The 12,773-nt window shown below is 68.3% G+C and carries 8 protein-coding genes; 4 read left to right on the top strand and 4 right to left on the bottom strand.

Annotated elements, in window-relative coordinates:
• Positions 1–6: 6 nt before the first annotated feature.
• Positions 7–168, top strand: a complete 162-nt coding sequence (locus tag GIY56_RS14915; RefSeq protein ID WP_154765655.1) for a hypothetical protein — start codon at positions 7–9, stop codon at positions 166–168.
• A 73-nt stretch (positions 169–241) separates the two neighbouring features.
• Here GIY56_RS14915 and GIY56_RS14910 read toward each other — a convergent pair whose 3' ends face one another.
• Genes GIY56_RS14910 through GIY56_RS14895 form a run of 4 tightly spaced genes read right to left on the bottom strand, consistent with a single transcriptional unit; the run spans position 242 to position 9,010 of the window.
• Positions 242–1,519 (bottom strand): NAD(P)/FAD-dependent oxidoreductase, encoded by a 1,278-nt coding sequence (locus GIY56_RS14910; RefSeq protein WP_154765654.1) that lies wholly within the window; start codon positions 1,517–1,519, stop codon positions 242–244.
• Complete coding sequence (gene glgB, locus GIY56_RS14905) at positions 1,516–3,669, bottom strand: 1,4-alpha-glucan branching protein GlgB (RefSeq protein ID WP_154765653.1); 2,154 nt, start codon at positions 3,667–3,669, stop codon at positions 1,516–1,518. The genes GIY56_RS14910 and glgB overlap by 4 nt, the downstream gene beginning before the upstream one ends.
• Positions 3,666–6,947: a maltose alpha-D-glucosyltransferase gene (treS, locus tag GIY56_RS14900; RefSeq protein ID WP_154765652.1), complete on the bottom strand. Its 3,282-nt coding sequence runs from the start codon at positions 6,945–6,947 to the stop codon at positions 3,666–3,668. Before treS ends, glgB begins: the two co-directional genes overlap by 4 nt.
• A complete protein-coding gene (locus GIY56_RS14895; RefSeq protein WP_154765651.1) occupies positions 6,947–9,010 on the bottom strand; it encodes an alpha-1,4-glucan--maltose-1-phosphate maltosyltransferase in 2,064 nt (687 codons plus the stop codon). Before GIY56_RS14895 ends, treS begins: the two co-directional genes overlap by 1 nt.
• 172 nt (positions 9,011–9,182) lie before the next feature.
• On the opposite strand from GIY56_RS14895, the gene GIY56_RS14890 reads away from it, so the two are divergent.
• The 3 genes from GIY56_RS14890 to GIY56_RS14880 all read left to right on the top strand — a co-directional run bounded on the left by GIY56_RS14890 (position 9,183) and on the right by GIY56_RS14880 (position 12,691).
• Positions 9,183–9,464 (top strand): hypothetical protein, encoded by a 282-nt coding sequence (locus GIY56_RS14890; RefSeq protein ID WP_154765650.1) that lies wholly within the window; start codon positions 9,183–9,185, stop codon positions 9,462–9,464.
• A 69-nt stretch (positions 9,465–9,533) separates the two neighbouring features.
• Complete coding sequence (locus GIY56_RS14885) at positions 9,534–11,054, top strand: FGGY-family carbohydrate kinase (protein ID WP_154765649.1); 1,521 nt, start codon at positions 9,534–9,536, stop codon at positions 11,052–11,054.
• The gene (locus GIY56_RS14880; protein ID WP_154765648.1) at positions 11,051–12,691 is read left to right on the top strand and encodes a glycerol-3-phosphate dehydrogenase/oxidase; all 1,641 of its coding nucleotides are present in this window, start codon (positions 11,051–11,053) and stop codon (positions 12,689–12,691) included. The genes GIY56_RS14885 and GIY56_RS14880 overlap by 4 nt, the downstream gene beginning before the upstream one ends.
• Positions 12,692–12,773: the final 82 nt, after the last annotated feature.

The raw sequence follows: 12,773 nt of genomic DNA, 5'->3' as shown, positions 1-12,773 counted from the left end.
CCACCCATGACCCGCGAAACACCCAAGCAGCCCAACCCCGCCACCGATCCCCCCCGCCAGCACGGCCAGGGCGATCACGAGGGCGTTCCCCATTCGCCCGAGGAATTCGACGTGATGAACCCGGCCAAGGCCGAAAAGACCCCCGGCGGCCCGCAGGAAAACCAGTGATCGATCCCGCCTGAGGATCGAAAGACGGCCCCGCGCAGCCATGCCGCGCGGGGTTTTTCCGTGCCCCGGCCGGTCAGTCGCGCCGCGCCGTTTCCTTCTGGGTGATCAGCCGAGCGGGGTTCTGGCGGGACAGGAAGCTCCACAGCCAGTTGATCGCGACGGCCAGGCGAGAGCGGACCCCGATCAGGAAATAGACATGGGCGACGCCCCAGATCCACCAGGCCAGCCAGCCCGTCAGCCGGATGCGGCCAAAGTCGATCACGGCGGCGTTGCGCCCGATGGTGGCCAGGTTCCCCTGATGGGCATAGCGGAACGGTCCCGGCGCGGGCTTGCCCGCCAGCCGCGCCCGGATCGCGGCGGCGGCGTATTGGCCCTGCTGCTTGGCCGCCGGGGCAAGGCCGGGCACGGGCTTGCCGTCCACCTCGACATGGGCGGTGTCGCCCAGCACGAAGATGCGGGGATCGCCGGGCAGGGTCAGGTCCGCGTCCACCATCACGCGGCCCGCCCGGTCGGCCTCGGCCCCCAGCCATTCCGCCGCAGGCGAGGCCTGCACCCCCGCGGCCCAGATCACCGTCCGGCATGGCACCGCCTCGTCGCCGATCGTGACCTGCCGGTCCGAGATGGCGGTCACGGGCCGCCCGGTCAGCACCTGCACGCCCCGCCGCTGCAAGGCCGCCGCCGCATAATCCGACAACGATTGCGCAAAGACCGGCAACACGCGCGGCCCGGCCTCGATCAGCATGATCCGGGCGGTGCGGGTGTCGATGCGGCGGAATTCGCGCGGCAGGACGCGGTGCGCCAGATCCGCCAGGATGCCCGCAAGCTCGACCCCGGTGGGACCGCCGCCGATGATGGCAAAGGTCAGGTTCGCGTCGCGTTCCGCCGCATCAAGAGTCAGCTCGGCCCGCTCGAAGGCCAGAAGCAGGCGGCGGCGGATGGTGGTCGCATCCTCCAGCGTCTTCAGCCCCGGGGCGTCGGCCTCCCATTCGTCATGGCCGAAATAGGCGTGCCGCGCGCCGGTCGCCAGGACCAGCGTGTCGAAGGGCACCCGATCGCCCGTTTCCAGCAGCACCTGGCCCCCGGCGCGGTCGATGCCGGTCACGCGGGCCAGCAGGGTTTCGACATCGGGGCGGTCGCGCAGCACGCGGCGGATCGGCCAGGCGATCTCGGACGTGGACAGAAGCGTGGTGGCGACCTGATACAGAAGCGGCTGGAACAGGTGGTGGTTGCGCTGGTCGATCAGCGTGATCGCGCAACCTGCGCCCTTCAGGCCCTGGACCAGGTACAGGCCCGCGAAACCGGCCCCGACCACGACGACGCGGTGCTTGGCGGCAGCCGGGGATTGCGTCATTCGGGAACCAGCACGATGACCGCCAGCGGCGGCAGCGTCAGGGCGAGGGACGCCTTGCGCCCGTGCCAAGCGATGTCCTCGGTTTGCAGCGGCCCCGCGTTGCCGACACCCGACCCGCCATAACCCGCGTCGTCGGTGTTCAGGACCTCGCGCCAGCCGCCCGGCTGCGGGACGCCGATGCGGTAGTCGTGATGGACCTGCGGCGTCAGGTTGCAGACGATCACCGCAGGCGGCGCGCCGTCGTCGGACTTGCGCAGAAAGACCAGCACGCTCTGGTCCGCGTCGCTGGCGTCGATCCATTCGAAGCCGCCCGGGTCGCAGTCCAGCCGGTGCAGCGCGGGATGGTCGCGGTAAAGGCGGTTCAGATCCCGGATCAGCGCCTGCATTCCGGCGTGCAGCGGATCGTCCAGAAGGTGCCAGTCCAGCGACTGGTCGTGGTTCCATTCGCGGTCCTGCGCGAATTCCCCGCCCATGAACAAAAGCTTCTTGCCCGGATGCGTCCACATGAAGGCGAAATAGGCGCGCAGGTTCGCGAATTTCTGCCAGCGGTCGCCCGCCATCTGGCGGATGAGGGATCCCTTGCCATGCACCACCTCGTCATGGCTCAGCGGCAGCACGAAATCCTCGGACCAGGCATAGACCAGGCCGAAGGTCAGGTCGTTCTGGTGGTACCGGCGATGAAGGGGGTCGCGCCGGAAATAGCCCAGGGTGTCGTGCATCCAGCCCATGTTCCACTTGAACCCGAAGCCCAACCCGCCGTCCTTGACCGGGCGGCTGACCTTGGGAAAGGCGGTCGATTCCTCGGCGATGGTGATGGCGCCGGGATGATCGGCGCAGACCCGTTCGTTCACGTTGCGCAGGAAGTCGATGGCTTCCAGGTTCTCGTTCCCGCCGAACTGGTTGGGGATCCATTCGCCGGCCTTGCGCGAATAATCCAGATACAGCATGGACGCCACCGCATCCACGCGCAGCGCGTCGATGTGGAACTTGTCCAGCCAATACAGCGCGCTGGCCTGCAGGAAATTCGCCACCTCGCGCCGGCCGAAGTTGTAGATCAGCGTGTTCCAGTCCTGGTGGAACCCCTGCCGGGGATCGGCATGTTCGTAAAGCGCGGTGCCGTCGAAGCGGCCCAGGCCGTGGGCGTCCGAGGGGAAATGCGCCGGAACCCAGTCGATGATGACGCCGATGCCTGCCGCGTGCAGCCGGTCCACCAGCCGCGCGAAGGCCTCGGCCGAGCCATAGCGGCTGGTGGGCGCGAACAACCCGATGGGCTGGTATCCCCAGGACCCGGTGAAGGGATGTTCCGACACCGGCAGGAATTCCACATGGGTGAAGCCCATTTCCGTGACATAGGGCACCAGCAGGTCGGCGATGGATTCGTAATCCAGCACCTCGCCCTCGCCCCCGCGCCGCCAGGATCCCAGATGCACCTCGTAGATCGAGATCGGGGCCGTGCGGTCCTGCCGCGCCGCGCGGGTTCCCATCCAGTCCCCGTCCTGCCAAGGGTGATGGGGCAGCCCGCTGATGACCGAGGCGGTGCCGGGCGATTGTTCGTGCGCGAATCCCACCGGGTCGGCCTTCAGCGGCATCCGTTCGCCATGGGCGCTGATGATCTCGTATTTGTACAGCTCGCCCACGGACAGGCCGGGGATGAACAGTTCCCACAGGCCGGGGCCGAGGCGCCTGCGCATCGGGTGGCGGCGGCCGTCCCAGGCGTTGAAATCGCCCACCACGCTGACGCGGCGGGCATTGGGCGCCCAGACGGCGAAGGCCACGCCCTCCACCCCTTCATGGGTGATCGGATGCGCGCCCAGCCTTTCGTAAAGCTGGCGGTGGCGGCCTTCGGCGATCAGGTATTCGTCCATCTCGCCCAAGACCAGGCCGAAGCGATAGGGATCCTCGGCCACCCAGGTCCGCTCGCCGGATGTCATTTCCAGTTGATACTGGTGGCTGTCGAAGGGTCCGGCAAAGAATCCCTCGGGGTGGACGCGGTCCAGGGGCGTGCGCTGGCCATCATGCAGGACCGCGACGGCCGAGGCCTGGGGGGCGAAGACCCGCACCTCGCCGTCATGGGGACCCAGGACGGCGAAGGGGTTGGCATGGCTGCCGCGCAGGATCGCCTCGATGTCGCTTGCCGATGCGCTGGTCATTCGCCGGTCCCTTCCAGAAGATCGAGGATCCCGCGCAGGGGAATGCCGATCCAGGCGGGCCGGTTGCTCAGTTCATAGCCCGCCTCGTAGATTGCCTTGTGCAGCAGGAAGAAGTCCAGCAGCGCCTGCCGTGATGCCGCGTCCGCAGGCAGGTTCGGCGCACCTTGCGAATGGGCGTCATAGGCCGCCAGGAAGTCGCGCATCACCGTCTGCCGCCAGGTCTCGACCCGGGCCAGCCCGCGTTCCGCCGCGCTGCCGAAGCCTTCGCCCTGGCGCGAGATCACCGTCATCGCGGCATAGTCGAAGGACCGCAGCATCCCCGCCACGTCGCGCAGGGGCGAGGATTTCCGGCGCCGTTCGTCCAGGCTGCGTGCAGGCTCGCCCTCGAAGTCGATGATCGCCACGTCGTTCTGGGCCAGCAGCACCTGTCCCAGGTGGAAGTCGCCGTGGATGCGCGACAGCTTGCAGGCGGGCGCAAGGTCCGCCACCGCCCGCAGCCGCGACAGCAGTTTCTCGCGGCTCTCCAGCAAGGACTGCGCCAGGGGGGCGACCTCCTCGGGCAGGCGCGCCTGGTCCAGCCGGTCGATCAGCGCCTGCGCCTCGGCCTCGGCATCCGCCGCCCATTGGCCAAGCTGGTCGGGGGTCAGATCCTCGGTCGCGAAGGCCGGATCGTCGGTGTCCGTGGCCAAGGCCTTGTGCAGTTCCGCCGTGCGCTGCCCCAGAAGCGCCCCCAGGGCCAGCGGAAAGGCGAAGCCCGGCGGTTCCGGCTGCGTCTCGCCGGCCGAGGACCAGGTCTCGTGCTCGTGCAGTTCCAGGCCCAGGGCGTCGATGATGCCGGTCCAGGCGTCGCCCCGGTTCGGGACAAAGGCGAAGGCCGCGGCCAGGGTCGTCGGCCCGTGCGCGGCCTGGCCCAGATAGCGGGGGGTATGCCTGTAGCCCGCGACCTCGGTCAGGAACTTCGCGACCTCCACGTCCGGTTGCTCGCCCTCGCGGATGCGGCGATACAGCTTCAGGATGATCTTGTCGCCGAAGGCGATGGACAGGTTCGACTGTTCCGCGCCAAGCTGGCGCGGCTCGCCCGGATCCTCGATGGCGCGCAGGGCGTCGGTTCCCTCGAACCGCAGGGGACCGTCGGACCGGTTTTCCTTCAGCGCCTCCAGCAGCAGTTGCGGCAGGCGTTCGTCATAGGCGCCGTCGATCAGGGCGCCCACGCGCGCGGTGTGGCGGATCTTGGCCAGCGTCCAGGACAGCTTCGATCCGCCGGGCCGCAGGTTCTCGTCCCCCCACCGGGCCGAGATCGGCAGAAGATAGCGTTGCGCCTCGTCCCCCACCGTCACGTCCAGGGACACCAGTTCATGTTCCCCCTGCCCCAGGCTGCCCAGGGGGGTCATGCGGACCGCGCCGATCCCCTTGTCCTTGCCCGCGAACCAACGTTGCAGCGGCAACCATTGCGGCAGCACGTCGTTCTGGAACAGCCGCCCTTCGCGCCCGCCGATGGCCGTGGCCACGCGCCCGTCGCGGGTGGTCAGCGTCATGAATTCCGGCAGGATGTCGGGCATCGCCTCGTGCCAGGAGGGGGTTTCCTCCTCGGCGCTGAGCATGAACCAGAAAAAGCCATAGGCGGGCAGCGTCAGCATGTAGGGCAGGTCGCCCACCGGCGGGAACACTGACCGGCCGGTCAGTTCGACGGGAACGGTGCCGCGATGGCGCGACAGGTCCAGTTCCACCGCCTGCGCGCTGTCGGCCAGGTTCGCCACGCACAGATAGGTCCGCCCCTCGTGTTCGCGCAGATAGGCGAGGATCTTGCGGTTGCGGGGATACAGCAGCACCATCGCGCCGCGCCCGAAGGCCGGATGCTGGCGGCGCACGGTGATCATGCGGCGCATCCAGTTCAGCAGGGACGACGGGTCGTCCGCCTGCGCCTCGACGTTGATGACCTGGTGGCCGTAAACGGCGTCGATGATCGCCGGCAGGTAAAGCTGCTGCGGTTTCGCGCGCGAGAAACCGGCGTTGCGGTCGCCCGACCATTGCATCGGCGTGCGCACCCCGTCCCGGTCGCCCAGGTAATAGTTGTCGCCCATGCCGATCTCGTCGCCGTAATAGATGATGGGCGTGCCGGGCATCGACAGCAGCATGGAATTCATCAGCTGGATCTTGCGCCGGTCGTTCTGCATCAGGGGCGCAAGCCTGCGGCGGATCCCCAGGTTGATGCGCGCGCGCGTGTCGGCGGCATAGGTCTGCCACAGGTAATCGCGTTCCTCGGACGTGACCATTTCCAGCGTCAACTCGTCATGGTTGCGCAGGAAGATGCCCCATTGGCAAATGTCGGGGATCTCGGGCGTCTGGCGGATGATGTCGGTGATGGGATGGCGGTCGGCCTGGGCCAGCGCCATGTACATGCGCGGCATCAGGGGGAAGTGAAAGCCCATGTGGCATTCGTCGCCCTCGCCGAAATAGGGGCGGGTATCCTCGGGCCACTGGTTGGCCTCGGCCAGCAGCATCCGGTCGGGGAAATGCTTGTCCAGGTCGGCGCGGATGGCTTTCAGCACGTCATGCGTCTCGGGCAGGTTCTCGTTGTTGGTGCCGTCGCGTTCGACCAGATAGGGGATCGCGTCCAGCCGCAGCCCGTCCACGCCCATGTCCAGCCACATGCGCATGACGCGCAGCACCTCCTCCAGCACCTTGGGGTTGTCGAAGTTCAGGTCGGGCTGGTGCGAATAGAAGCGGTGCCAGTAGTATGCCCCGGCCACCGGATCCCAGGTCCAGTTCGACTTTTCCGTGTCCAGGAAGATGATGCGCGTTTCGGGCCATTTCTGGTCGGTGTCCGACCACACGTACCAGTCGCGCGCGGCCGATCCGGGCCTCGCGCGCCGCGCCCGCTGGAACCAGGGATGCTGGTCCGAGGTGTGGTTGATCACCAGTTCCGTGATCACGCGGATGCCGCGCCGGTGGGCCTCCTTCACGAAGGCCTTGAAGTCCTTCATCGACCCGTAGGACGGGTTGATCGAGCGATAGTCCGAGATGTCGTAGCCGTCGTCGCGCAGGGGCGAGGGGTAGAAGGGCAAAAGCCAGATCGCCGTGACGCCCAGTTCCTGCACATAGTCCAGCCGCTGCATCAGGCCCGCGAAATCCCCGATGCCGTCGCCGTTGGAATCCATGAAGGCCTTGATGTGCAACTGATAGATGATCGCGTCCTTGTACCAGTCGGCCTGGCCGCGGTCGATCCCGTCGGTGCGGACGGCGAAATTCGCGTCGGAAGGGGTCGTGGCGATGTTCATCAGCGGGGAACTCCGGGGGCGAAAAGCTGCCAGATGGCATAGGGTCGGGTATGCGGCTCAAGCTCCAGCCATTGGGTCTTGCCGTGCCAGGTGAAGCTGTTGCCGTGGATCAGGTCGCGCACCTCGACCGAGGCCTCGTCGGGCAGGTCCCATTCCCACAAGGGCACCTCGAACTCGAAGACCTGGGTGGCGTGGGGGTCGAGGTTGACGTGGACCAGCACGAAGTCGTTGCCGGTCTGCTTGCCATAGGACAGCACCTTGTCGTTCCAGGCGTTGTAGAATTTCACGTTGGTGAAGCCTTGCAGCGCGGGATGCGTTTGGCGCAACCGGTTCATCAGGCGGATGTCGTCCTGGATGTTCCCGGGCCGGTCCATGTCCCACGCCCGGATCTCGTATTTCTCGGAGTCGAGGTATTCCTCCTTGCCCGGCACCGCTGCCGCCTCGCAGATCTCGAAGCCGTTATAGACGCCGTAGTTGCCCCCCAGGGTCGCGGCCAGCACCAGGCGCGTGCGGAAGCCGGGCCGCCCGCTGGTCTGCAGGAAGCGGGGGTTGATGTCGGGGGTGTTCACGAAGAAGTTCGGCCGCATGTATTCGCGGCATTCCTCTTGCGTCAGCTCGGTCAGGTAGTCGGTGATTTCCTGCTTTTCGTTGCGCCAGGTGAAATAGGAATAGGACTGCGAGAATCCGACCTTCGCCAGCCGCTTCATTACCTTGGGGCGGGTGAAGGCCTCGGCCAGGAAGATCACGCCGGGATCCTTTTCCCGCACCTCGGCGATCATCCATTCCCAGAACGGGAAAGGCTTGGTGTGGGGATTGTCCACGCGGAAGATGCGCACCCCCTGGTCCACCCAGAACAGCACCACGTCGCGCAGCGCATACCACAGGCCGGGCAGCGCGCCGCGATAGAAATGGACGTTGACGATGTCCTCGTATTTCTTGGGCGGGTTCTCGGCGAACTTGATGGTGCCGTCGGGGCGCCAGTCGAACCATTCGGGATGGTCCCGGATCCAGGGATGGTCGGGCGAACACTGGATGGCGAAGTCCAGCGCGATTTCCAGCCCGTGGTCCCTGGCCGCAGCGATCAGGCGGCGGAAATCATTGAGGCTGCCCAGTTCCGGGTGGATGGCGTCATGGCCGCCCGCCTCGCTGCCGATGGCATAGGGGCTGCCGGGTTCGCCCTCTTGCGCGGTCAGGCTGTTGTTGCGGCCCTTGCGGTTGGTCTTGCCGATGGGATGGATGGGGGGAAAATACAGCACGTCGAAGCCCAGGTCGCGCACATAGGGCAGGCGCGCGATCACGTCGTCAAAGGTGCCATGGCGGTTCGCGTCGCCCGATTGCGACCGGGGCATGAGTTCATACCAGGCGCTGAAGGCGGCGGCCTTGCGGTCCACGAACAGCGTCAGGGTCTTGTATTCGGTCAGGTTGGTGCGCGGCCCGAACCGCTGCATCAGGGCCAGGACTGCCGGGTCGCCTATACGCGCGAAACGGGCGGCATCGACAGCCGCGCCGTCGCCGGTGGCCTCGGCATGGGCCGCGTCCGCCGCCAGGACCCCCACGATGGTCGCGCGGGCCTCGGCGGGGGCGTGGCCCTTGTCCAGCCCGTCCTGCAACAGCCTGCGGCCTTCCTCCAGCTCCAGCGTGATCCGCTGCCCGGCGGCCAGCTTCTTGGTCACCTCCTTGTGCCAGGTGGTGAACAGGTCGCGCCAAGCAAGGATCGTGCAATCGTAGGGGCCGTTCTCGGGAAAGACGACCGTGGCGGTCCAGCGGTCGTTCTCGACGAAGGTCATGGGGGCTTCGTGGCTGTCCTCGGCGCCCGCGCGGCGCCAGGCGATCGCGGCGCCAAGCGAATCGTGCCCATCCGAGAAGATGTCGGCCCCGATCACCGTGGGCTGTCCCGCGACGGCCTTGGCAGGAAAACGGCCGCCGTCGATCTCGATCGAGACGCCCTCGATGGCGATTCGCTGCGCGGCCAGCGCCCGCAGCCGCGCGTCCGACGATCCCGCAGGGTCGGTGTTCGGGGCCGCGTCGCCCTTTGCCTTGTCCGTCAAGTCGTTGCCCAGCATGGTTCCTTCCCCGGCAGCCACCAGTCACAACAACCGGCTTTGCACGGCGAAGGTTCCTGCCCGATCACGCCCCGGTGACCGGCTTCTTTTTCGCGCGGAAATTTCCGCATGTGCGGGAACAATCGTCTTGCTGGATCGTTGTGTCCTCCACTTCAAGGGGCGTGGTGCCAACATGCGCGTAGTGATCCAGGATCGGGACGCCGTTCGGCTTGGGGAAATCGACCTCGATCCCGTGCCGCTGGCCGGGGACAGCATCCAGATCTTGTCCGGCAACAAGACCGTCCATTACGATGTGCTGTCGCGCCGCTTCCTGGTCGGCCCGTCCCGGGGGTCCGGGACCACGCCGCGGGACGTGGAGCTTGTGGTCCTGGTCCGGCAGGCCTGCGTGGCGGGCAGCAAGGGCTATGACTGGGGCGCGGAATGCCCGGGCGACCAGGCCGCCCGGATGACCTGAGCGGACCCTTGCCTCGGGGGCGGGGGCGTCGTAGGGCTGCCCGGTGCTTCCTGGCAGGGAATGACCGACATGCCGCTGCTGCTTGGCATCGACAACGGCCTGACCGTCACCAAGGCGGTGATCTTCGACGAAACCGGCCGCGTGCTGGCGACCGCGCGCCGCCGGGTGGCGCAATCCATGCCGCAGCCCCGCCACGTCGAACGCGACATAGACACGCTCTGGACCCAGACCGCCGCCGCCGTGGCCGAGGCCGTCGCCGCCTGCGGGCGTCCCGCGTCGGACATCGCGGCGGTGGCCGCCACGGCGCATGGCGATGGGCTTTACCTGCTGGACCGGGCCGCGCGCCCCCTCGGCCCCGGCATCCTGTCGCTGGACAGCCGCGCGGGCGAGATCGCTGACCGCTGGCGGCAGGACGGCACCGCCGATGCCGCGCTGGCGCGCACCGGGCAGGTGCCCCATGCCTCGGCCCCCTCGGCGTGCCTCGCCTGGATCCGGGACAACCAGCCGGACCGCTTTGCCCGCGTCGCGCATGTGCTGGCCTGCAAGGACTGGCTGGCCTTCTGCCTGACCGGCCACATCGGCACCGACCTGACCGAGGCCAGCACCGCCTTCACAGATGTCCGCACGCAAGCCTTCGACGCGCAGGCCCTGGCGATCTTCGGCCTTGGGGCGCTGTCGGGCGCGCTGCCCCCTGTCGCCCTGCCCGACCAGGTGATCGGCCATGTCACCGCCCCTGCCGCCGCCGCGACCGGCCTTGTCCCCGGCACGCCGGTGGTGGCCGGGCTGCACGACGTGACCGCATCCGCCCTGGGCGCGGGCGGCTATGGCGAGGGCACGGTGGCCATCGTCGCCGGCACCTATTCCATCAACGAGACGGTGACGCGGGCGCCGCGCGTGGATGCCCGCTGGTTCTGCCGCAACGGGCTGCGCCGGGGCGAATGGAACGCCATGTCGATCTCGCCTGCGTCGGCGGCGAACTACGACTGGTTCCTGGACACGCTCTGCGGCGGCGACCGCACTGTCGCCGAGGCGCAGGGCCGCCCCTTCCACGCAGCCATCATCCCCGAGATCGAGGCCGCGATGGCCCGCCCGTCCACCGTGATCTTTCACCCCTTCCTGTTCGGCTCGCCCTTTGGTCCCCATGCCAGCGGCGCGTTCCTGGGGCTGCACGGCTGGCACGACCGGGGCGTCCTGCTGCGCGCCGTGGTGGAAGGCATCGCCTTCAACCACCGCCACCATGTCGATGCCCTGCGCGACGGCTTCGCGCCCGATACCGCGCGGCTGACGGGCGGGATGGCCCGCAGCCCGGTCCTTGCGCAGCTTTTCGCGGATGTGCTGGCGATGCCGGTCGCGACCTCGGACACGGACGAAGCCGCAGCCTGGGGCGCGGCCCTCTGCGCCGGGTCGGGGGTCGGGCTGTTCGCCAGCCCCCACCATGACCCGCGCGACATGGCGGTGCTGACCACGACCTACCAGCCGGATGCGCAGCGGTCCGCCGACCTCGGGCGCCGCTACGGCGTCTTTACCGACCTTGTGGATGCGCTGTCCCCCCTCTGGCCGCGGATCGAGGCCCTGGGAGACCCGGCATGACCGACATTCAAGACATCGACGTGCTGATCCTGGGCGCGGGCATCAACGGCGCGGGCCTGTTCCGCGACCTGTGCGAGCAGGGCCTGACCTGCGTGATCGCCGACAAGGGCGATTTCGGCGGCGGCACGTCCGCCGCGCCCTCGCGGCTGATCCATGGCGGCATCAAGTATCTGGAAACGGGCGAGTTGCGGCTGGTCGCGCAATCCACGCTGGAACGCAACCTGCTGTTGAAGAACGCGCCGCATCTGGTGCGCCCGCTGCCCACGGTGATCCCGATCTTTTCCTGGTTCAAGGGCGTGCCCGCCGCGCTGCGCACGCTGCTGGGGTCCACCACCGCGCCGCGCAGCCGGGGCGCGGTGCTGATGAAGACGGGCCTTGCGATGTACGACTTCTATGGCCGCCGCCACCGGGTCATGCCGCGCCACCAGCTTTGGTCGAAAAAGCGCACCTTGCGGGAAATTCCCCCCCTCACCCCCCGCATCGTCGCGGCGGGGCAATATCACGACGCCGCCGTGACCCTGCCCGAACGCCTGGTCTGGGAACTGCTGGCCGAGGGGATGCGCGCCAATCCCGCCTCGCGCGCCTGGAATTACGCCGCGCTGGAGGAAACCGACGGCGACACGCTGCGGCTTGTGGTCGATGGCGCGCCGCAGCACCTGCGCCCTCGGATCGTCGTAAACGCCGCCGGTCCCTGGATCGACCGGGTGAACGCGGCGCTTGGCGCGCCCTCGCACCTGATTGGCGGCACCAAGGGGTCGCATGTCCTGCTGGACCATCCCGGCCTGATCGCCGCGCTGAAGGGCCGGATGATCTATTTCGAGGCCGACGACGGCCGCATCTGCCTGGTTTTCGATTACCTGGGCCGCGCGCTGGTGGGGTCCACCGACACCCGCGACGACGATCCCGACAGCGTGGCCTGCGACGATGCCGAGATCGACTATTTCCTGGACGCCCTGCGCAGCCTGCTGCCGGGCCTGTCCTTCGACCGGGGCCAGATCGTCTATGCCTATTCGGGGATCCGCCCCCTGCCCGCCTCGGACGCGGCCAATCCCGGCCTGATCAGCCGCGACCATTCCGCCCCCGTGGCGGAACCTTCGGGCGCGCGGCGCTGGCCCGTGATCTCGCTGGTGGGGGGCAAGTGGACCACCTTCCGGGGCTTTGCCGAGGAGGTGGCCGACGTGATCCTGTCACGTCTGCATCACCCCCGCCGCCGCGACACGAAGCTGGCCCCCATTGGCGGCGGCAGGGATTACCCGTCCGACCCGCAGGCCTGGGCGCGGCAGGCCGCCCTTGCCAGCGCCGCCCCGCCGGACCGCGCGGCGGCGCTGCTGGCGCGGTATGGGACCACCGCCACGGCCATCCTGGCCGCCGAAGGCGCAAGCCCCCTGATGCTGCAAGACGCGGATCATTCGCTGGCGGAACTCGACTGGCTGATCCGCCACGAGGCGGTCCGCCACCTGACCGACCTGGTGATGCGGCGCACCGCGCTGGCGATCACCGGGACGCTGACCGGGCGCGACCTTGAAACCGTCGCGTCCGTCTGCGCCCGCGCCCTTGGCTGGGACGAGGCGAGAACCGCGCAAGAGGTGCGGGACGCCCGGACCCTGCTGGAAACCCGGCACCGCCTGCGGCTGTAGCCGGGAGCTTGCCCCATCACGCAGCCCCCCTTGTTTGATCGACCGCAAAGACGGGGCGCAGGGTCTTGCGCGATGATGCCGG

Source organism: Paracoccus lichenicola (assembly GCF_009708075.1).
Taxonomy (GTDB): domain Bacteria; phylum Pseudomonadota; class Alphaproteobacteria; order Rhodobacterales; family Rhodobacteraceae; genus Paracoccus; species Paracoccus lichenicola.
Note: the sequence above shows the minus strand (reverse complement) of the source record. Positions and strands in the feature narration are given on the sequence as shown.

Coding starts and splice junctions, on each gene's coding strand:
- GIY56_RS14885 (WP_154765649.1), top strand. CDS start 9,534: ATGCCGCTGCTGCTTGGCATCGACAACGGCCTGACCGTCACCAAGGCG.
- treS (WP_154765652.1), bottom strand. CDS start 6,947: ATGAACATCGCCACGACCCCTTCCGACGCGAATTTCGCCGTCCGCACC.
- GIY56_RS14910 (WP_154765654.1), bottom strand. CDS start 1,519: ATGACGCAATCCCCGGCTGCCGCCAAGCACCGCGTCGTCGTGGTCGGG.
- GIY56_RS14890 (WP_154765650.1), top strand. CDS start 9,183: ATGCGCGTAGTGATCCAGGATCGGGACGCCGTTCGGCTTGGGGAAATC.
- GIY56_RS14915 (WP_154765655.1), top strand. CDS start 7: ATGACCCGCGAAACACCCAAGCAGCCCAACCCCGCCACCGATCCCCCC.
- GIY56_RS14880 (WP_154765648.1), top strand. CDS start 11,051: ATGACCGACATTCAAGACATCGACGTGCTGATCCTGGGCGCGGGCATC.
- GIY56_RS14895 (WP_154765651.1), bottom strand. CDS start 9,010: ATGCTGGGCAACGACTTGACGGACAAGGCAAAGGGCGACGCGGCCCCG.
- glgB (WP_154765653.1), bottom strand. CDS start 3,669: ATGACCAGCGCATCGGCAAGCGACATCGAGGCGATCCTGCGCGGCAGC.